17 protein-coding genes and 5 pseudogenes are annotated in these 18,986 nt (G+C 68.5%); 13 read left to right on the top strand and 9 right to left on the bottom strand.

Annotated elements, in window-relative coordinates:
• The 4 genes from SSOG_RS37600 to SSOG_RS37585 form a co-directional block, all read right to left on the bottom strand.
• Positions 1 to 1,236: glycoside hydrolase family 3 protein (locus SSOG_RS37600; protein WP_167542531.1), on the bottom strand; the 1,236-nt coding region annotated here is incomplete at its 3' end.
• An 89-nt stretch (positions 1,237 to 1,325) separates the two neighbouring features.
• The gene (locus tag SSOG_RS37595) at positions 1,326 to 2,678 is read right to left on the bottom strand and encodes an MFS transporter (RefSeq protein WP_009719533.1); all 1,353 of its coding nucleotides are present in this window, start codon (positions 2,676 to 2,678) and stop codon (positions 1,326 to 1,328) included.
• Between the two features lie 44 nt (positions 2,679 to 2,722).
• Positions 2,723 to 4,471: a sulfatase gene (locus tag SSOG_RS37590; protein WP_039939633.1), complete on the bottom strand. Its 1,749-nt coding sequence runs from the start codon at positions 4,469 to 4,471 to the stop codon at positions 2,723 to 2,725.
• 39 nt (positions 4,472 to 4,510) lie between these two features.
• On the bottom strand, positions 4,511 to 5,113 hold the full coding sequence (locus tag SSOG_RS37585; RefSeq protein ID WP_009719531.1) for a PadR family transcriptional regulator: 603 nt from the start codon (positions 5,111 to 5,113) through the stop codon (positions 4,511 to 4,513).
• A 184-nt stretch (positions 5,114 to 5,297) separates the two neighbouring features.
• Here SSOG_RS37585 and SSOG_RS47145 point away from each other — a divergent pair, with 184 nt between their 5' ends.
• The 4 genes and pseudogenes from SSOG_RS47145 to SSOG_RS56755 all read left to right on the top strand — a co-directional run.
• Positions 5,298 to 5,570, top strand: coding sequence for a YidH family protein (locus tag SSOG_RS47145; RefSeq protein WP_009719530.1), 273 nt, complete (start codon positions 5,298 to 5,300; stop codon positions 5,568 to 5,570).
• The gene (locus SSOG_RS49605; RefSeq protein ID WP_009719529.1) at positions 5,567 to 5,881 is read left to right on the top strand and encodes a DUF202 domain-containing protein; all 315 of its coding nucleotides are present in this window, start codon (positions 5,567 to 5,569) and stop codon (positions 5,879 to 5,881) included. Before SSOG_RS47145 ends, SSOG_RS49605 begins: the two co-directional genes overlap by 4 nt.
• Positions 5,882 to 5,942: 61 nt before the next feature.
• A complete protein-coding gene (locus tag SSOG_RS37570; RefSeq protein WP_039939627.1) occupies positions 5,943 to 6,914 on the top strand; it encodes a formylglycine-generating enzyme family protein in 972 nt (323 codons plus the stop codon).
• A gap of 290 nt (positions 6,915 to 7,204) precedes the next feature.
• A pseudogene (locus tag SSOG_RS56755) lies at positions 7,205 to 7,351 on the top strand (metallophosphoesterase); the annotation flags it as partial.
• A 231-nt stretch (positions 7,352 to 7,582) separates the two neighbouring features.
• Here the strand turns inward: SSOG_RS56755 and SSOG_RS37565 are convergent.
• Entirely contained in the window at positions 7,583 to 8,293 is a 711-nt protein-coding gene (locus SSOG_RS37565) for a GNAT family N-acetyltransferase (protein ID WP_009719526.1), read from the bottom strand.
• Between the two features lie 384 nt (positions 8,294 to 8,677).
• On the opposite strand from SSOG_RS37565, the gene SSOG_RS56745 reads away from it, so the two are divergent.
• Together SSOG_RS56745 and SSOG_RS37555 are read left to right on the top strand one after the other, a co-directional pair.
• On the top strand, positions 8,678 to 8,947 hold the full coding sequence (locus tag SSOG_RS56745; protein WP_009719525.1) for an IS5/IS1182 family transposase: 270 nt from the start codon (positions 8,678 to 8,680) through the stop codon (positions 8,945 to 8,947).
• Complete coding sequence (locus tag SSOG_RS37555; protein ID WP_078510500.1) at positions 8,919 to 9,395, top strand: IS5 family transposase; 477 nt, start codon at positions 8,919 to 8,921, stop codon at positions 9,393 to 9,395. Before SSOG_RS56745 ends, SSOG_RS37555 begins: the two co-directional genes overlap by 29 nt.
• A gap of 130 nt (positions 9,396 to 9,525) precedes the next feature.
• On the opposite strand, the gene SSOG_RS37550 is transcribed toward SSOG_RS37555, so the two are convergent.
• Positions 9,526 to 10,332 carry an SDR family NAD(P)-dependent oxidoreductase gene (locus SSOG_RS37550; protein ID WP_009719523.1) on the bottom strand — a complete coding sequence of 269 codons (807 nt, stop codon included), beginning with the start codon at positions 10,330 to 10,332 and terminating at the stop codon, positions 9,526 to 9,528.
• 286 nt (positions 10,333 to 10,618) lie between these two features.
• Here SSOG_RS37550 and SSOG_RS37545 point away from each other — a divergent pair, with 286 nt between their 5' ends.
• Positions 10,619 to 11,527, top strand: a complete 909-nt coding sequence (locus SSOG_RS37545; protein WP_009719522.1) for a LysR family transcriptional regulator — start codon at positions 10,619 to 10,621, stop codon at positions 11,525 to 11,527.
• Positions 11,528 to 11,568: 41 nt separating this feature from the next.
• On the opposite strand, the pseudogene SSOG_RS58665 reads toward SSOG_RS37545, so the two are convergent.
• A pseudogene (locus tag SSOG_RS58665) lies at positions 11,569 to 11,870 on the bottom strand (Tn3 family transposase); the annotation flags it as partial.
• 4 nt (positions 11,871 to 11,874) lie between these two features.
• On the opposite strand from SSOG_RS58665, the pseudogene SSOG_RS51605 reads away from it, so the two are divergent.
• Positions 11,875 to 11,982 (top strand): annotated as a pseudogene (locus SSOG_RS51605) (IS5/IS1182 family transposase); the annotation flags it as partial.
• A gap of 128 nt (positions 11,983 to 12,110) precedes the next feature.
• Here SSOG_RS51605 and SSOG_RS37535 read toward each other — a convergent pair.
• Positions 12,111 to 12,515: a type II toxin-antitoxin system PemK/MazF family toxin gene (locus SSOG_RS37535; RefSeq protein WP_009719519.1), complete on the bottom strand. Its 405-nt coding sequence runs from the start codon at positions 12,513 to 12,515 to the stop codon at positions 12,111 to 12,113.
• Between the two features lie 212 nt (positions 12,516 to 12,727).
• Here SSOG_RS37535 and SSOG_RS49590 point away from each other — a divergent pair.
• From SSOG_RS49590 to SSOG_RS56740, 3 genes and pseudogenes are all read left to right on the top strand, one after another.
• A pseudogene (locus SSOG_RS49590) lies at positions 12,728 to 13,955 on the top strand (IS701 family transposase).
• A 656-nt stretch (positions 13,956 to 14,611) separates the two neighbouring features.
• The gene (locus tag SSOG_RS37525) at positions 14,612 to 15,796 is read left to right on the top strand and encodes a hypothetical protein (protein WP_154686023.1); all 1,185 of its coding nucleotides are present in this window, start codon (positions 14,612 to 14,614) and stop codon (positions 15,794 to 15,796) included.
• Between the two features lie 273 nt (positions 15,797 to 16,069).
• Positions 16,070 to 16,602, top strand: a pseudogene (locus SSOG_RS56740) (helix-turn-helix domain-containing protein); the annotation flags it as partial.
• Here SSOG_RS56740 and SSOG_RS57990 read toward each other — a convergent pair.
• Complete coding sequence (locus SSOG_RS57990) at positions 16,531 to 16,776, bottom strand: hypothetical protein (protein WP_009719515.1); 246 nt, start codon at positions 16,774 to 16,776, stop codon at positions 16,531 to 16,533. The pseudogene SSOG_RS56740 and the gene SSOG_RS57990 sit on opposite strands and share 72 nt — an antisense overlap.
• A gap of 295 nt (positions 16,777 to 17,071) precedes the next feature.
• Here SSOG_RS57990 and SSOG_RS37510 point away from each other — a divergent pair, with 295 nt between their 5' ends.
• Complete coding sequence (locus SSOG_RS37510) at positions 17,072 to 18,199, top strand: NADH:flavin oxidoreductase (RefSeq protein ID WP_009719514.1); 1,128 nt, start codon at positions 17,072 to 17,074, stop codon at positions 18,197 to 18,199.
• Positions 18,200 to 18,316: 117 nt separating this feature from the next.
• On the top strand, positions 18,317 to 18,667 hold the full coding sequence (locus SSOG_RS37505) for a winged helix-turn-helix transcriptional regulator (protein ID WP_009719513.1): 351 nt from the start codon (positions 18,317 to 18,319) through the stop codon (positions 18,665 to 18,667).
• Positions 18,668 to 18,986: the final 319 nt, after the last annotated feature.

The following is an 18,986-nucleotide window of genomic DNA, read 5'->3' as shown; positions in this document are numbered from 1 at the left end:
GTCGCTCAGGAAGCGCACGCGTAGCCCCGGCTCGCCGGTGGCGGGGTTGGTGAGGGCGTCCAGCGGCAGTTCGGCGATGCCCTCCTGGACGACGGCGCCGAGCGCGTACTCGACCTCGGCGTCCGGGAAGGCCGCGCGGATGCCGTCGAGCGGGCTGACGACCTCCTCCGGTACGACGGTGGCACTGCCACCGCCCTGGGTGCGGGCGCGGTCCGCGTTGTGCCCGATGACGGCGATCCGGGTCACCGCACCGGGGTCGAGCGGCAGCACACCACCGGTGTTGCGCACCAGCACCATGCCCTCCGCCGCCGCCTCGCGGGCGAACCCGGCGCCGGAGTCCGCCGTCGTCGGCTCTACCGCCTTGGTGCCCTCGAGAGCGCCGACGCGCGCGGCGAGGATGAGGATGCGCAGGACCTTGCGGTCGATGTCCGCCTCGTCGACGGCGCCGGACTCGACGGCGGCGAGCAGGGCGTCGCCCCAGGCTCCGCGGGGCCCGGGCATCTCCAGGTCCTGGGCGGCCCTGGCGGCATGGGTCGAGCGAACGGCCGTCCAGTCGCTGATCACCACGCCATCGAAGCCCCACTCCGAGTTCAGCGGCGTTTCAAGGAGGTCGTTCTCGGTCGCGGTGACTCCGTTGACGGCGTTGTAGGCGCTCATCACGGCCCAGGCCCGGGCCTCGGTGACGGCCTTCTCGAACGGCAGCAGGTACACCTCACGCAGCGTGCGCTCGGACACCTCCGTCGAGGCCGTGAAGCGGTCGGTCTCGTAGTCGTTGGCGATGTAGTGCTTCGGTGTCGCGGCCACGCCGTTGTCCTGGATGCCTCGCACGTAGGCGGCGGCGAGGTGGCCGGTCAGCAGCGGGTCCTCGCTGAACGCCTCGAAGTGCCGCCCGCCCAGCGGGGATCGGTGGAGGTTGATGGTAGGGCCGAGCGCCACGTCGACGCCCTTGCCACGGGCCTCCTGGGCGATGACCGCGCCGTAGCGGTAGGCGAGTGCGTCGTCCCAGGAGGCCGACAGGGCGGTCGCGCTGGGCAGGTTCAGGGAGGGCTCGCGTTCGTCCCAGACCGGTCCGCGGACCCCGGAGGGGCCGTCGGACATGAGGATGCTCCGCAGCCCGATCTTCTCCAGGGGCCATGTCGACCAGAAGTCGCGCCCGGTGAGCAGCTTGACCTTCTCGGCGAGGGTCAGGCGACCCAGGAGTTCACGCGCATCGGGGGCCGCGGGGTTGGCGGGCACGGTGTTGCCTTTCTCGGTGGGGTGAGCGGAACTGGGGTTCTCCGCCGGGAGCGGGTGGGGGGTACGTCCTGAGACCGGGCGTCTGCGGGTCAGGCGCCACCGTGGGCGAGCCTGCGGCGCTCTTCGAGGGCGTGCGTCACGCGCCGCGCGTCCCGTGGGTAAGTGCTGTGGAGCACACCGAGCACCGCGGCGTTGAGGAGCATGAGGACGACCATGACCCAGAGGAAGACTTGCTGGAGGCCAAGGCTCTCGGCGAGCTGACCGGCGGCGAGGGCGAAGAGGGCCCAGGCGATGGTCTCGAAGATGGACAGCCAGATGGCGAATGCCTGGCCGCGGAGTTCGGGGAGCACGACCGCGGACACGAGCGGCCGGTTCGCCGGGGGGTTCATCCCCTGGCCGAAGCCCATGAGGGCCCAGAAGACGCAGTAGATCCCGATCCCGGCGGAGTAGTGGAACTGGGTGCCGAAGAACGCCGCGACGGCGAAGAGGACCTGTGCGAGCTGAAGGTAGGACACGCGCCCCCGCGTGGGCCACCGCCGGTCGACGAACGCCAGGAGGTAGCCGCCGCCTACGGTCCCGGCAAGGTAGCCGACGCCCATCGGAATCCCCACCACGGCCGCCGTGGCGTTGCTGAATCCGCGTTCGGAGACCAGGAACTGGATCCCGAAGATGACGAGGAGAAGGTGTCCGGAGAGGAGCCGCGAGATCATCATCACCGAGTAGGTCGGGATGCGGAACAGCGAGAGAACGGACTTCACCGTGACGGTCTTCTTCACCCGCGCCGTCTCGCTCAGGTCCGCGAGCTGCTCCTCGGCCGCGCCGACGCCGGGGTCTTTGAAGCCGACGGCGACGATGAGCCCGGCGACGACGCAGACCCCGCCGATCGCCCACATTCCGTAGCGCCAGCCGTCGCTGAAGCCCGTGAAGAGAGCGATGACCGGGCCGATGGCCTGTCCGAACGTGGCGGTGACGCCGTAGAGGACCCCGGCCGCCTTGCCCCGTTCGCGGTCCGTGAAGGAGTCGGCGATGACGGCGTTGCTGATCGGGGAGGCGCCGATCAGACAAGCGGCCATGAGCGTGTTGCACAGCAGCAGGAAGCCGAAGTTCTGCGCGAATCCCGCGAGGATGCCGAAGAGGCCGCCGAGGACGGTGGTGAGCACGAGGGTGGCGCGGCGGCCCATCCGCCCTGCCAGCCACACCCAGAACGGGCCGGTCGGCACGGATGCGATCTTGCCGAGCGCCGCGAGGGTGCCCAGATTGCCGCTGGTCAGGCCGAGGGCGGTGGATATGGAGGGGAAGAGGGTGGAGGTCGCGTTGGTCTCCGTGTTGTCCACGGCGGTGACGCCCGTGAGCGTCAGCAGATTGCGCCAGCGGTGGGGGACGCGGGAGGCGGTAGCGGGGGTGGGTGCGGCGGTCGGTGCCGTGGACTGTTCCGTTGCCATGGGGTGTTCCTGTTCGGTGTGCTCAGGCAGCCATGGGGAGGTGGCTACAGGGCCTGAAGACAGTCCGCGAGGGACCGCAGCGTGCTGGTGGGTATGACCGCGAGCCGCGCCAGGTCGAGCAGGCTCGACTGCGCGGGGAAGGCGATGAGTTCGGTGTGCGTGAGGTCGGGGAGGTGGTCTTCGACCACCGTCCTGAGGGCGGGGTCCCTCAGCAGTTCGAGGACCGGCCGCTGAAGGAGACCGCCGTCCGGCAGCTCCTCGGGCGTCGGCATCGGCTCCGCGAGCGCTGCCGCCCGGTCCGCCTGCTCCCGGACAAGCAGGTGCCGCTCGGTGATCTCGCCGTCGTACGGGATGGCGAGCCGGTCGAACTGACTGCGAGGGGCGTCGCAGGCATGGAGGAGGTCGGCCAGCAGGCGCAGCATCCGCAGCTCGGCCTCCGGGTCGTCGAGGGGGTGCTGCTGCCCGGGGTCGTTCTCGAGGTCGAAGAGCAGGGTTCCGTGCCGCCACGGATTCATCCACCCGCCGGTGACGGGGATCCGCAGGGTGCGCAGCCCCTTGGTGAACCGGAGCGGGTCGGCCGGCTCCCAGTCGGCGAGTTCCTCCACACCGAAACGCGCACGCATGTGCGTCGGCATGAGCGTGTACTCCTCCAGCGGGCCGTTCTCCGGGCTCGCCGTGGCGCGCATGTACACGTAGCGGCCGTCCGTCACGTTCACATGGCCGCCGTGGATACCGAACAGTGCGCCCTCGCGCAGCTGCCGGTCGCCGTCGAGGGCGGCCGCGAGGTCACGCCCCTGCATGTCGGGCGGAGGCGTGAGCCCGAAGTGGCGCAGCAGGCTGGGGGCGATGTCGATCGTCTGCGCGAGCGCGCCTCGGCGGGTGTCCGCGCCCCGGGTGCGCGGGTCCCACAGGAACATCGGCAGATGGACGAGTTCGTTGAACCACGGCATCACCGATTTCGCCCACCAGCCGTGCTCGCCGAGCAGGAAGCCGTGGTCGGTGTTGACGATCAGCAGGGTGTCGTCCCACATGTCGTGCTCGTCCATGACGTCGAGCACCCGGCCGAGGGAGTGGTCGCACATCGACACCAGAGCGGCGTACCGGCGTCGTGCGTGCTCGACCTGGTCCGTGGACTCCGTGACCTTCTGGTAGCCGGGCCAGTCGAACTCGGGGCCGGTGTGGTCGTCCGGATAGCGGGAGGTGTACGGCTCGTGCACGAAGAAGGGCTCGTGCGGGTCGAACAGCTCCAGTTGCAGCAGCCAGCGGTCCGCGTCCGCGTTGGTGTGCAGGAAGTGCACACCGGCGTCGACGGTACGGGTCTGGGAGTGTTCGGCCTCGGTGGGCATATAGGTGCGGTTGATCGCGTCCTGCCGCCGGAGGGGCAGGCCTTCGCCCTCGCGGTACCCGTCGACGACGCCCTTCCACGGATCGCCTTCCTGGCCGCGGAAGAATTCCCACGTGGTGTAGCGGGTGTGGTACGTCGCCCCGCCGTCCTCCCAGTAATGCGGATGGTCCGAGACCAGGTGGGTGTGGATTCCCGCGTCCCGCAGCATTTGCGGCATCGAATCGTCGAAAGGCTCCAGAGGGCCCCACGAGCGATGCAGGAAGTTGTAACGCCCGGTGTGGAGTTCCCGGCGGGCCGGCATACAGGGCATCGATCCGGCGTAGAAATTGTCGAACGTCACCGCCCGGGAAGCCAGCCGCGCGAAATTCGGCGCGTCCACGATCGTATCCGCGTAGGGAGCGAGCATGTGGCGGTTCAGGCTGTCGAACATGAGGATGATGGCACGCACGGGAAAGTGTTTCCTTCGTTCAGCGGGCGTCGCGGGCGCTCAATGGGCGTCGAGAAGGGAGAGGAGTTCCCGGGCCCCGGCACCCTCCGGAGCGTCGAGCAGCACCCGCCTCAGCATCTCCAGGCGTTCCAGGTATGCGTCTATCGCCCGCGCCCCGCCCTCGTGGGCCCACTCGCCCACGAGTGTCGCCAGGTCTTCGTCGAACGGCGCGCTCGTATCAACGGCTTGCCGGCGGTCACGGAAGCGGTGGCGGGCCACCTCCTCACGGCGCGTCGTGAGTTCGATGTCGATGAGACGCAGGAGCTGCTCCCGCGTCATGAATCCGGCAAAGGTGATCCGCGCACTGAAATCCGGGTCCTGGAAACGCGTCGGGGGACTGTAGGGCCCGGTGAGCCAGTCGAGGAAGACGGTCATTCCCTCGTCGGTGATCCGGTACGTCTTGGCGTCGGTGGCACCGGGCCGTTGCTGAACGGTGTGGGTGACCCAACCGCTGGATTCCATTTTCCCCAGCGACCGGTAGACCTGGCTCATCTGGGTGTTGGAACGCAGAAAGCGCCCATGGTTGTCCAGATACTTCTTCAGGTCGTATCCGGTACTGGGATGCCGGGCGAGCACACCCAGCAGAATGCTTTCGAGCTTCATCGCTCGCTCCTTATCGGCGGCTCCGCCGGGCCGTCCCCGCCCGGCAGGTAGTGCATGCCACAAGTGGAATGGCTAAGGTGGGGAGACCATGACACATGTTGAATGCCTCCGCAAGAGTTTGGACAGACCGGAAGCAGCAGCCTCCGCGGCGCCCCGGTCCGAGGCCCGATTTCAGGAAGCGAGCATGAGACGCCTCCGACCGCGCGAGCCGCGCTCCGGCGCCGCCATACCCTGGCACGAGGAGGGCGAGGAGCCGGATTACCGTTTCTCCCTGGCCAACGAGCGCACGTTCCTCGCGTGGATCAGAACCGGGCTGGTCCTGCTGGCCGGCGCCGTCGCCGTCGCCCAGTTCGTCCAGCCACTGGCGCACAGCGAAGCGGGCCTACTGACCGCGCTGGCCTGGGGCGCGTCCCTGGCGGGCATCGCCGTGCTGCTGCTGGTCTGGAGAGTACGGTGACCACTTGGCGCCCCTCAGGAACGACCCCGCACCCGGCAGGCCCGCGCGACCCCGGCCTGCAAGCGGAGCGGACCGCACTCGCCCGCCGTCGCACGGCGCTCTCAGCGCTGGTGGCCGCGACACTGACGCTGCGCTTCGGCCTGACCCACGATGCCCCGCTGGTCACCACGGCGGGCGCCTGTCTCATGGCGACGGCGGCCCTGACCCTCAGGTCATCCGGCATCGGTCGGCACCGGCTGCGGGCCGTGGCATCCTGCGCCACGGTCGCCGGCCTCGTGGTCACCGCGCAGGCGGCACTGCTCGCTCACTGACATCCGCCACCCATTCACTCGGCATGACCTCACCTCCACCCGAACGGAGTTGTCGCCGCACATGTCCCCGCACTGCTGCCCGCCCGGTCGGCCCGGCGACCATCCCGCCGTCTCCTTCTCCGCCCCCGTCCCCGTGACAGCCTTCGAAGGGAACGGTCATGGCGACCGCGCCTCCGCCATACGGATCCCCGGCGGAACCTTCCTCATGGGCAGCGATGACCCCGACGCCAACCCCGACGACGGCGAAGGGCCGGTACGCGCGGTCACCGTGGCCCCCTTCGCCATCGACGCCCACTGTGTGACCAACGAGCGCTTCGCCGCCTTCGTCGAAGCGACCGGGTACCGCACCGAGGCCGAACGGTTCGGCTGGTCGTACGTCTTCGCCACCTTTGCATCCGGCGAACTGCGCCGCATCTCCGCACGTCCGAAGAGCACCCCGTGGTGGTGCGGAGTCCAGGGGGCGTACTGGGCAGCGCCGGAAGGGCCCGGCAGCGACCTGTCCGGCCGCTCGGACCATCCTGTCGTGCACGTCTCGTGGACCGACGCGAGCGCGTTCTGCCAATGGGAGGGATCACGGCTGCCGACCGAGCCGGAGTGGGAGTACGCCGCCCGCGGTGGCCTGGAGGGCAAACGGTTCCCCTGGGGCGACGAACTCACCCCCGGCGGCGAACACCGCTGCAACATCTGGCAGGGCCGCTTCCCCTCCCACAACACCGCCGAGGACGGCTACCTCGGCACCGCGCCCGCCACCGCGTACCAGCCCAACGGCTACGGCCTGTACAACGTCGCCGGCAACGTATGGGAATGGTGCGCCGACCGGTGGGCCACCACTCCCTCCCGGGCAGAGGGCTCCTGCACCACCCCCGCCGACCCCCGCCAAGGCGCCGAACGCGTCCTGCGCGGCGGCTCGTACCTGTGCCACGACTCCTACTGCAACCGCTACCGCGTAGCCGCCCGCACCAGCAACAGCCCCGACAGCTCCAGTGGGAACACCGGATTCCGCGTCGCGTGGACCACCCCTCCCGGGCCCTGAAGGCCGGCGTCAAGAGCTTCTCAGTGGACTGCCCGCGCCCGTGTCGAAAGAGTCGGGCACCATGTCCTGCGGCACGCCGGGGCTGAGACGGGGCCGTGAGCCGTCCGCGGCATTGAGGGCGTAGAGCACCTTGGCGCCGCGCCACCGGGTTATGGACTCCAGCTCACCGCCGAGCACCAGCTCCTCCGCCGAGTGCGCCCGACACAGCGGCGTCCGGCCGATGCTCTGGCGGCCTGCGGTCAGCGCCCCATACGGACCTTCCGCCCAGAACCAGGTGCCCGGCCGCAGACACCCACGGCGGTCAACTGTGGCCCATGAACTACATAGCCGAGCTGGCCAACCCGACGGTCGCGGGGCTGGAACGGTACGGGGGCACTCAACCGTATGTGTCCCGGGGCGCGGGCGCGTGGGGCCCACCGACCGGGTCGGGGCAATGACACGGTCTGAAACAGCGGGCCGTGAGGACACCCCAAGTCCCCGGCACAATGCTTGGCACACTTTTTTGTACCCTTTGCGCGCCAGGGCCATGGCGTAGTGTGCCGACCGCTCACGCCGCCGGCGTGAGCGAGGACGACGACTTCCTCGGACGCCCCCAGTCGTCGGCCTCTGTGCAGCCGGAGGTCCGGTGAGAGGTTCTCTGCCACCCTCGCCGCGGAGGCCGGGAGCCGTCACGGTGTGCGGAACCCTCGAAAGGTCACCTGCTTGCGGGTGGTGAAGCCGAGCCGCTCATACAGTGCGATCGCGCCGGTATTCGCCTCGGCCACATGCAGGAAGGGACGTTCACCGCGGGCCACGATCCGCGCGACGAGCCCACTGACCAGACGTGCGGCGTGGCCTCGCCCGCGCGCCTCGGGAGCGGTGCAGACGGCGCTGATCTCGGTCCAGCCCGGAGGCCGCAACCGCTCCCCCGCCATCGCCACCAACCTGCCGTTCTCACGGATGCCGAGGTAGGCGCCCAGTTCGTGAGTGCGCGGCCAGAACGGCCCCGGCTCGGTCCGCGCGACGAGATCGACCATCTCGGCCACGCTGTCCCCGGCCAGTTCGACCACCCCGTTACCGGTCCCGGCCTCCGCAAGGGAGTGATCGGGCCGAACGATGCCGGGCCAGATCATCTGACGGCCCTCGAGACAGAAGACCGGCTCCCAGCCCGGCGGCGGAGTGGCCGGACAACTGAACATGTCGGCGAGTTCGCCCGGACCGAGCAACCCGGCCAGGTCGGCCCATTCCGCCGCGTCGGGGTCGGCGGACACCGCGGAGAAGGTCGCGACGTCCGGCAGGTAGGTGGCCGCCCGGCCGAACCGGCGGGCGAGATGCGCGTGGTGACCGCCGAGCGATTGACCCACCGGGTCGTCGAGTGCCAGGACGTCGCGGTCCACCATGGTGCCGTACCTCTCATGTCGTTCGCGGGGCCCAGCCTCCCACCCAATGCCAAGGGCGGTCCCGACTCCGCAAGTGCAGCGATCTCACGCCGACCCGGCTATCTCCAACGGGCCAGGTCCATGCGGCTCTGAACGATCTGGAGCAGGCCGGCAAGCCGGCGGGCCCAGTGTCGCACTTCGCCCTGCCTGTGCCATCACTGGTGGTCTGCGAGCTGCTGGGCGTGCTGCCCTACGCTGACCGAGCCGAGTTCCCATAACGCTCCGCCCGCCTGCTGGACACCTCGTTGCCACAGCGTCGTGATCTCCTCGGTGATGTCTTTGCGTTCGGGGCGCGCTAAGACGCCATTTCAGTTGGCGTGATCTTGCGTCAGTCTGGAGTGATGAGTGCTGCGCTTGTCGGGCGGATGGGACCGCGAGGTGCTGGCCGCGATCATCTTCCTGGCCACCTCGGGCTGCACCTGGAACCAACTGCCACCAGGCTTCGGCCTGTCGGGCGTGACGGCCTTTCGTCGGTTCACCGAGTGGACCGAGGCCCGGGTGTGGGCCAAGCTCCACCGCCTGGTCCTGGACGAACTCGGCGCCCGGGGCGAGCTGGACTGGTCGCGGTGCGCGATCGACTCCGTCAGTGTCCGGGCGCTCAAAGGGGGCGGCTGACGGGACCGAATCCGACCGACCGCGGAAAGAGGGATCGAAAATCCACCTCATCGTCGACCGCCAGGGCCTGCCTCTGTCGATCGGCATCTGCGCCGTCAGCCTCCACGACAGCCAGGCCCTCATTTCACTGGTCCGCGGCATCCCGCCCATCCGCTCACGCCGCGGTCCGCGGCGCCGACGGCCCGGCAAGCTGCACGGGGACAAGGGATACGACTACCGGCACCTGCGGCGATGGCTCGCTTCCCGCGGCATCCGGCACCGCCTCGCCAGCAAAGGCATCGAGTCATCCCGACACCTGGGCCGGCACCTCTGGGTCGTGGAACGGACCGTGTCATGGCTGTCCGGCTGCCGACGCCTGCACCACCGCTACGAACGCAAGCCGGAACACTTCCTCGCCTTCACCGCCATCGCCGCGACCCTCATATGTCACCGCAGACTGGCCAAGTGACATGACCTCTCAGCACCTCTAGCGCGGTCACAGGTCCTGTGCGGTCGATGTAGCGGTTGATGATCGAAAGCAGCGTCCCCATGGGGATCCTGCGGAGCGGGTCTGCGGGCTCCGGCGTTGTCAGGGTGTGTCAGGTTCGCAGGCCGCCAGAGGCGGTGAGGCGCTCTCCGGTGACCCATGCGGCATCGTCGGAGGCGAAGAAGACCGCCGCCCGCGCCAGATCCTTGGGCTGACCGATACGGCCCAGGGGGGTGCGCCCGATCATGTCCGTCTCGGCGTCACTGCCGATGAAGCCGGCAGCGTGGATGCCTTCCGTCTCCACACCGCCAGGGGCCAGGGTGTTCACTCGGATCCCGCGAGGGCCGAGCTCGGCGGCCAGGACTCGCGTCAAGGCATCGACGGCGCCCTTCGTCGCGGCGTACACCGACATCCCCGGCACCGCGCGGGCGCTGTCCAGCGATCCGATGTTGATGACCGACCCGCCGTCGGACCCGAAGTACTTAAGGGCTTCCTGGATCGTACGGATCGGTCCGGTCACGTTGACGGAAAGCTGACGGTCGATCTCCCGCTGCGTGACGGTCTCCAGCGGCTGTGCGTGATAGACACCGGCATTGTTGACGAGGATGTCGAACCGGCCGTACGCGTCTACGGTCCTGGCGAAGAGGCGCTCAACATCCGCAGGCACCGACACGTCGCCCTGCACGGCGATCGCGGTCCCCCCTCGCGCCTGGATGTCCTGCACCACCCGCTCGGCGCCGGCGGCACTGGAGGCGTAGTTGACCACGACCGACGCTCCGGCCGCAGCGAATTCCCGCGCGATGCCCGCCCCGATACCCTTGGAAGCACCCGTCACGAGCGCGACCTTTCCCGCCAGTCTCGAATCGGCGTTCTTCGGCGATACCCCGTCGCCGCGGCCAACACCTGTCTGATTTGCCATGATTGCCACTCCCGTCCATGTTGGTGAGCGTCCGGGTGACGCGGGCCTCCGGGGCAACTGCCCGGGATCGGGACGATGCGTTGTCGAGCAGAACCCGCCGGGCGGCCTCGCCGCCACGGGCCCCTCACAGGCACGCCCGTACCGCCTCCCGCCCTGATGGTCACCGCTTTCGGCGGCGGCGATCCACCGGACATGCACCACGGTAGGATCCGCGAGACATAGAGACAAATAGTGTCATCGCATAGTTGAGATTGGCATTGCCTATGCCACTGGAAAGTGGAAACGGATGAACCTGCGGCAATACGAATACGCTCTGGCTGTGGCCGAAGAAGGCTCCATGACAGCGGCTGCTGAGCGTCTGCGCGTCACGCAGCCGTCCTTGTCGCAGCAGATCGGCGCTCTGGAAAAGCACCTCGGTGTGCAGCTGTTCGCTCGGACATCGAGCGGGGTCACAGTGACCATGGCCGGACGCGCCTTCCTCGCCGAGGCAGAGATCGCGACCACCGCGTCCCGCAGAGCCGTCCTGGCTGCCCGTGCTGCCTCCGGGGAACTGGCCGGTGAACTCACCATCGCCGTCCACATGGGCCTGGGAGCACGACAGCTCCCTCTGGCACTGGGCCGGCTCCGCCACCGCCACCCGAAACTCCAGGTCATTCTCCACGAGGAGCCCGATCCAGCGGATATGGAACGGCTGGCCCGCCAGGGAACGCTCGACATGGTCCTCGTCCACCGCATCCCCACCGGCTGCACATTCGACATCCACCCCCTGGGCGAGGAGACCTACGTCGCCGTCCTGCCCGAGGGACACCCGCTCCTCGCCAGCGACAGGGCCCTGCGCATGGCAGACCTTGCGACACAGGGATGGGTGCGCTTCCGCCGCGCCAGCCTGCTCGACGAATACCTCGCCCGCCTGCTCGCCGACGCGGGCATCAGCCCGCCCACGGTGGCCCGAGCGTCACAGATCTCCACCGCCGTGCGACTGGCAGCCCAGGGCTTGGGCGTCACCGTGGTTCCGGCATCGGCCGTGCCCGAAAGCTTCGAACAGCTAGCCCGCCCGTTCCTGCCTTCCCTGGCCGAACCCGTCATCGTCGGTACACGCCGCCACCCAGGTTCGGCGGAGGCAGCCGTGCTCGACCACCTCCGTCAGCAGAACTGGTGCGGCACCAGCCTCCTCGCCCCGCATACCGCCCTCTGAGCCAAGAGCCTCACTGGTCGTCGGCCGCGCGCTTGTCCCGGATCGGCGCCGGTCCAGGAGAACACCTCCAGCAGCTCCTCGGGCAGGTTCACCCTCGGCAGCATCGTGTTCACTGCGGCCCGCAGCTCCGGTAGGGAGGCCGGTTCGGGTTCCGGCTCCGGGACCGCGAAGTGCAGGCGGCCGTCGTCGTCGAAGGCGATCTGCGCGTTGTCCGGGGCCCGGGCGCGACCTCCCGGTAGATGCCCTCCAGCAGCGCGGCCGGACGCCTGCCCGCCTCCCTGGGCAGGTTCAGCGAGGCAAGCACGGTCGGCCTTGTCTGCTGCCACGCCTGGCCGGCCAGCAGCCACTCCCAGGGCTACGACTACCGGCACTTTCGGCGATGGCTTGCTTCCCTTGGCATCCGGCACCGCCTCGCCCGCAAGGACATCGAGTCGTCCCTGCGTCTGGGCCGGCACCTCGCCCTGACGGGAGGCGGAGCCGCCTAGTACTCCAGCCGTAGATCGTGATCTTGTTGCTGGAGTGCGGTGGAGAGGGGGCAGCGGTCAGTCGTCGACGAGATCGAGCTGGGCAGCACAGGCGTCCGCTACTCGAGTCCTTCGAGACGGCGGGCATCTTTGATCTCGCTGATCCTGGCAGCCGTCATCGGGGTCCACTCCCTCCTCTCTCCAGCGGCACGGAGGGCTTCTCCAACCTCGCTGAGCTTCACGGAGGACAACACGCCCGCCCGCTCGATCAGGTCGTCCTGGGCCACGGTGGTCAGCCATGTGCACGGAGTAAAGCCTGGACGCGGGAACGCGAACCGCAGCACGCCTTCGAAGGGCAGTCCTTCCGGGGCTCCTACGGCCACTTCAACGCCCAGGCCGCTGATGTCGACGCCCGCTGGCGCAACGACCTGCATCGCCTGAAACCCGGATGACTCCTCGTCCGAGAGCAGCACGACCGGGCGTCGCTCATCGAAGTCGACCCACCAGACTTCACCGCGTTGCATGTGTCCTCCTGGCACGAGACGGCGGGCGAACGCTGCGTGCCCCGTGCGGGACACGGAAGGGATGCGACCCCGTCTTCGCACGTCGTGACCGAGGGGCGGTGAAGACGGGCGCGGCCACCGTTGATCATCGGTGTGTGAAGACTGAAGATCATGCGGTGGCCGCGAGTCACAGCGTAGACCCTGCCCGCTGGCAGGAGGTGTTCGAGGTCCTGATGTCCCGGATAGGGGGCCGGTTCGCGCGGGTTGAACCCTGGCGTCGGGTGCGGGACTTGGTGCCGGGGCTGCTGTCGGACCTGCCGCGCAAGAACTGCTGGAGCATCGCCGAGTGGGCCGGTCAGGCCAGTCCGCATGGAATGCAGCACCTGCTCGGCCGGGCTGAGTGGGATGCCGACACCGTGCGCGAGTACGTGCTGGAACATCTGCACGACGACGATGCGGTGCTGGTCGTCGATGAGACCGGAGACGTGAAGAAGGGCACGCACACCGTGGGTGTCCAGCGCCAGTACACCGGCACGGCCGGGAGGATCGAAAACGCTCAGGTCGCTGTCTACCTCGTCTATGCAGGCCGCCGCGGACACGCGGCGATCGACCGCGAGCTGTACGTCCCGCGCTCGTGGACGTGCGACCCGGACCGCTGCCGGGCGGCAGGACTGGGCGAGGACACCGTCTTCGCGACCAAGCCGGAGCTGGCCGCCCGCATGATCGGCCGGTTCCTTGACGCCGGGCACCGTGTGGGCTGGGTCGTGGGCGATGAGGTCTACGGCGGCAACCCCAAGCTGCGGGCCGCGCTGGAAGAGCGCCAGGTCGGCTACGTGCTCGCCGTTGCTTGCTCGGCCGAAGTCACCACGGGCGCCGGGAAGTTCCGCGCGGATGCCCTGGCCGTGAAGGTGCCGAAGTGGGCCTGGGCTGAAGCTGTCGGCAGGGGCCGGCGGCAAGGGGCACCGCTTCTACGACTGGGCCGTCATCGACCTGGCCGAACCCCGCCTCGGCAGCCACCAACTGCTGATCCGCCGCAACCGCACCACCGGTGAACTGGCTTACTACCGTTGCTGGTCGCCGGCTGCGGTGCCTTTGGCCACGCTGGTGCGGGTCGCCGGGTCGAGATGGCGAGTGGAGGAGACCTTCCAGTCCGGAAAGGGCCTGGCCGGACTGGACGAGCACCAGGTCCGCCGTTTCACCTCGTGGTCTCGCTGGGTCACCCTGGTCATGCTCGCCCACGCCTTTCTCGCCGTCGTCCGCGCTGACGAACACGCCCGCCATTCCGCCCCGGACGGGCTGATCCCGCTCACCTGCAACGAGATCCAGCGACTATTCACCACGCTCGTCGTTCGGCCCGTGCACGGTGCAGCCCACCGGCTCGGCTGGTCCGACTGGCGACGCCGCCATCAGGCCCGAGCCCAGGCCAGCCATTACCGCCGACAAGCCGCGAATCAGACCTGAAGATCACGATCTACGGCTGGAGTACTAGTCAGAGCAAAAGTCGAAGCCGGGGCCGCGCTGGCGGTCCCGGCTTCGCCATGACCGGATCATTTCCGCGTGAGCTGAGCGGTTGCGCGGCGACCAAGAGGTGGCCCACACGATGCTGGGCATGGCGCACATACTTCCCCACCGCGAGCCGCCCCGGCGCTCAAGTGATCGGCCCCTCGATCTCTCCCTGATCCGACCAGGTCTTGCGCACCCGTCGGCGGCCCCCGCCGCGGGGGACCGTCTGCCTCCTCGATGAGTCGGATCACCACACCACCTCCCCCAATCCTGCTCCCGTGGGGCGGCGTTCCAGCAGGACAGCTACCCGTCGCTCGGCACCGTTTCCATGGCGGGCGGCGCGGCCTCGACCGCCGTCGACTGCATCCCCGCGCACAGGTGCCGATGACCTCCAGGAGCAGCTGGGCGACGCCGTCGGTTCATACGTCGAGTCCGCCCCGTGCGATATCGGAATACTAAGATCAATTGCGGCATTTGAAACAAGACGAGCACCGAGCAGATAGCAGATATTTCTTGAGGAAGCCCGGAAAATCCACTACTCAACGCAGAGGAGCTGATAATTCCGGCTTACAGTCGGCGCCATGGACACGACACGCAGAACCATCCTGCGGGGCATGGCAGCAGCCCCCATCGTCGCGACGACAGGCGGATTACTCGTGCCGGAGACCGCCCTGGCCGCTCCGGCGAAACCCACGCTGACCATGTCCTACGAACCGACCGAATCCACTGCCCACATGGAGGGAATCCGCTGGCTCCAGCGCGATCGCCGCAGCAGGCTCAACGCGCAGACGCTCCCCCTGCCCGCCCGCGGTGCCTGGGAGTTCCCCCGGGTGCCGGTCAACAACGTTCCCGACTGGCCGAACCCGAGAAAGACACCCCTGCCCGCCGTGGCCTACGGCTGGTCCCCGCGCGACCAGGAGGCCCAGAGGCAGGCCCTCGGGTGGTTTCCCCAGGGCATCACGACCTACTACGACGCGACCGGCCGCAACGGCACACGCATGATGGTCTCCTGGTACAACGACAAGTACAAAAAACGGGGCGCGCGCATCGCCCTCATCGACCGCCGGTCCGGCAACCCCCGCTACCACTACATCAGGCTGGTGAAGACCGAGCCGAAAGGCGACGGCTTCATCCCGGTCATGATCGAGGGCCTGCACGCGGGCGGTCTGGCCTGGTACCGCAACCGCCTGTACGTCACGGACAGCAAGAACAACGCCCTGCTCGTGTTCAACACCGACGACATCTTCGCGTCCAGAGAGGGCGACTTCCCGAGCGGTGACCCCGGGGACCCCTGGGTACTGCCCCTGAGCCGCACCTACAAATCACGGAACCAGGACGCAGACCTTGAGTTCTCCCAGGTCGCGGTGGACCGCACCTCCCTCTCGTCCCCGTTCCGCCGCACCACCCTCATCGTGAACGGATGGGTCACGGCAGATGAGTCGCAGAACATCGGCCGGTGGAGCTTCAACTACGGCTCCAGCGGATCACTGCTCACCGACGGCAAAATCGCCACCGCGGCCGACGTCTACAAGATTCACCGCGGAACCGGTGTGCCCCCCGGTCTCGGAGTCCAGGGAGCAGTCACCGTCCGGAACACCATGTTCCTCTCCGTCAGCAACGGCCAGCAACACGGCTACCTGAGCACCGCGGCCCTCGGAGCGAACCAGGAGGGCACAGCTCGGGAGAAGTGGCGGGTCCCCCGCGGGCCGGAAGACCTCAGCTACGACGGCCGCAACAGATGGTTGTGGGGTCTCGGCGAATGGGAGGGATACCGCAACGTCTACGCGATGAGAGTGTGACACCCAGCACCCGGAACCGGAAACCAAGGGGCCAGCACCAAGCGGTGGCGGGGGCGGTCGCCCCCGTCCACCCGGCCCGTTGACCCGCCCACGAGCACGGCAGAGGGGGCGGCACCTGAAGCAGAGCTCCGCCGCCGGCGTTGTCCTCGGCACAGGCCCGGTCCAGCAGAAAAACAGCGCTCAGGCGACGTTGCCTCCCGTCAGCGTCGGCTGGTCAACGGGCGAGAGCAGGCTGGTGACTTCGGTGATCGCCTCCGCCGAGGGATGGAAGTACAACGCCGTCATGCCGCCTCCTGCCAGCTCAAACGCCCGGGACGACCACGCACCGTGCCCTCCATCCGCATCCTGGTGCTGCGCCTGGCGAAAGAGAACCCCAGCTGGGGGTGCAGACGCCTACACGGCGAGGTGCTCGTGCTCGGGGTGAAGGTAAACGCGTCCACCGTCTGGGAAATCCTCAAGGAGGCAGGCATCGACCCTGCGCCTGAGCGGAACTCCAGTACCTGGGCCAATTTTCTGCGCTCCCAAGCTGATGTTTTGCTGGCCTGCGCCCGCCACACATCCCACCGCATCCTGGGTAGCGCAAGCGACGAAAAACCTCGTCATGGACCTCGAAGACCTGGGCTTCCGGGCACGATTCATGACCCGGGACAGGGACGGGAAGTTCCCCGACCTCTTCGGTGCCGCCCTCAAGGACGCAGGGATCGACGTCGTCCTCGGCGGCATCCAGCGACGCGTTAGCCCGCCTCGACATACGCCGACACGATCGCATCGGCGGCATCCTCCACGAATACCAACATGCAGCGTGACCTGCATTGGATGAGGTTTCCGGCAAGGGCAACCTCCCGAAAGTCCTTGCGCACGATGATGCCATCGGCTTCGAGCTCCTTGAGCGCACCGATAAGGACCTTCTCGGTCACGCTGCCGCCAACCACCGATAGTGCTGCGTCGAGCCCACAGCAGTACTGGCGATCGGTTCTCATCGTGGCTCCTGTTTTACGAAAACACCCACGCTGGAGGCACTTACAAAAAAGTAGGTACTAGCCCGTGGGAAGGAGCGGCATGTTCCCTCGGTTCCAGCGTAGGCAACCGGCCTAGCCGTCAAGCCCCGTCCCGGGTTCGGGCGCACGAGCCTCGGCGTCGGGGAGGCAGACCAAAACAACCGAATGCACGAAAGGCACATCGATCATGCCCGACACGTCCAGCACCACCGACATCGCCGCCGCCTCCGAGAACCGGCCCTCCGCGAAACGTCGTCCTGCTCCGAGGAACATTCACGTGCCTGCCAGCAGCGCTGCCGCCGACCGCGCGGCTCAGACCCTGTCCCGCCCGTTCACCCTGCGCGGGCTCACCGTCCCGAACCGGATCGTCATGGCGCCGATGACGCGCGACTTCTCGCCGGGCGGCGTCCCCGGTGCCGATATGGCGCGGTACTACGCGCGCCGGGCGGCCGGCGGGGTCGGGCTGATCGTCACCGAGGGAACGTACGTCCGTCACGACTCGGCGGGGGACAGCGTCCGGGCGCCGCTATTCCACGGCGAGGATGCCCTGGCGGGCTGGAAGAACGTGGTGGCGGAGGTGCACCGCGCGGGCGGCCGGATCATGGCGCAGATCTGCCACGTCGGGGTGCAGCGCGCCGAGGGCTCGGGCCCGGTCCCCGACGCCCCGACGGTCGGCCCGTCGGGTCTCGGGCTGGACGGCGCCCCGGCCGGTAAGGCCATGACCCAGAACGACCTGGACGCGGTGATCGCCGCCTTCGCCGACGCCGCCGCCGCGGCCGAGCGCACCGGCTTCGACGGCGTCGAACTGCACGGCGCCCATGGCCTTCTGATCGACCAGTTCCTGTGGGAGCGCACCAACCGGCGCACCGACGGCTACGGCGGCGACCCGGTCGCCCGTACCCGCTTCGCCGCCGAGATCGTGGCCGCGTGCCGGAAGGCCGTCTCCGCCGACTTCCCGATCGTCTTCCGCACCTCGCAGTGGAAGGTGAACAACTACGACGCGCGGCTGGCCACGACCCCGCAGGAGCTGGAGGCGATCCTCACCCCGCTCGCGGAGGCCGGGGTGGACGCCTTCCACTCCTCCACCCGCCGGTACTGGCTGCCGGAATTCGAGGACTCGGACCTGAATCTCGCGGGCTGGACCAAGAAGCTCACCGGCAAGGCCACCATCAGCGTCGGCTCCGTCGGCCTGGACAAGGAGTTCGAACCGGGGTTCCAGAGCGGGAGCCGGACCGGGGTGGCGGGCATCGAGCCGCTGCTGGACCGGCTGGAGCGGGACGAGTTCGACCTCATCGCGATCGGCCGCGCCCTGATCGCCGACCCGGAGTGGGCTCGCAAGGTCCGCACCGGGGACACGGAGGCGCTGATCCCGTTCGCCGCCGACCAGGTCGCCACCCTGCGCTGACTGCGGTCCGGTGGCTCACTCTGATTATCGGCCAACAACAAGTCCCCTCCCGCCAGCAAGTACCTACTTTGGGGTAAGTGCCTCCAGGTGGTGGCGGACGGAAAAGGGTAGTTCCAGATGACTGATCGTGGGTTCTACTGCGGATTGGACGCCGCACTGTCCGTCGTCGGGGGCAGGTGGAAGTTTCTGGTGCTGTGGCAACTCGCCGTGCACGGTCCCCAGCGGTTCGGCCAGCTGCGCCGCCTTGTCGACGGCGTCACCGAGAAGGTGCTGATCGGTGCGCTCAAAGACCTTGAGGCAGACCACATTGTCGTCCGCAAGGACTTCCAGGAGCTTCCCCCTCACGTCGAATACTCCCTGACACCGTTCGGCTCGAATCTGGCTGAAGCGCTGCGCCCGCTGTGCGAATGGGGATACGCCCACATGGATCGGACCGGGGCGTTGGCGAGCCAACCCGTCAGATCCTGATGGATGACGATGCCGCCATCAGCTGGTTGCCCCGGGGACGCTGCTGGCCTGGCACCGTCGTCTGGTGTGCTGGAGGTGGCGTCAGACGGCGGTCGGACCGGGTCGGCCACCGCTGCGCGAGAGAACCCGACCTGGGGATACGTCAGAATCCAAGGTGAGCTGAGACGGCTTGGCCATCGGGTTGCTGCCGCCACGATCCGGCGCGTTCTGCGCCGCTCCGGTCTACCGCCTGCACCGCATGGATCTCGGCGACAGGGCTGGGTGCTTCCGGTTCCCGATCCGGGACCGGGACAGCAAGTTCACCGACGCGTTCGACGAC

Origin of the sequence: Streptomyces himastatinicus ATCC 53653 (assembly GCF_000158915.1) — a bacterium.
GTDB lineage: Bacteria > Actinomycetota > Actinomycetes > Streptomycetales > Streptomycetaceae > Streptomyces > Streptomyces himastatinicus.
This window is presented reverse-complemented; position numbering and strand designations above follow the sequence as displayed.

Coding starts and splice junctions, on each gene's coding strand:
- SSOG_RS37535 (WP_009719519.1), bottom strand. CDS start 12,515: ATGCAACGCGGTGAAGTCTGGTGGGTCGACTTCGATGAGCGACGCCCG.
- SSOG_RS37545 (WP_009719522.1), top strand. CDS start 10,619: ATGAACCTGCGGCAATACGAATACGCTCTGGCTGTGGCCGAAGAAGGC.
- SSOG_RS37550 (WP_009719523.1), bottom strand. CDS start 10,332: ATGGCAAATCAGACAGGTGTTGGCCGCGGCGACGGGGTATCGCCGAAG.
- SSOG_RS37585 (WP_009719531.1), bottom strand. CDS start 5,113: ATGAAGCTCGAAAGCATTCTGCTGGGTGTGCTCGCCCGGCATCCCAGT.
- SSOG_RS37595 (WP_009719533.1), bottom strand. CDS start 2,678: ATGGCAACGGAACAGTCCACGGCACCGACCGCCGCACCCACCCCCGCT.
- SSOG_RS37565 (WP_009719526.1), bottom strand. CDS start 8,293: ATGGTGGACCGCGACGTCCTGGCACTCGACGACCCGGTGGGTCAATCG.
- SSOG_RS37505 (WP_009719513.1), top strand. CDS start 18,317: ATGACTGATCGTGGGTTCTACTGCGGATTGGACGCCGCACTGTCCGTC.
- SSOG_RS47145 (WP_009719530.1), top strand. CDS start 5,298: ATGAGACGCCTCCGACCGCGCGAGCCGCGCTCCGGCGCCGCCATACCC.
- SSOG_RS37525 (WP_154686023.1), top strand. CDS start 14,612: ATGGCAGCAGCCCCCATCGTCGCGACGACAGGCGGATTACTCGTGCCG.
- SSOG_RS57990 (WP_009719515.1), bottom strand. CDS start 16,776: ATGAGAACCGATCGCCAGTACTGCTGTGGGCTCGACGCAGCACTATCG.
- SSOG_RS37570 (WP_039939627.1), top strand. CDS start 5,943: ATGTCCCCGCACTGCTGCCCGCCCGGTCGGCCCGGCGACCATCCCGCC.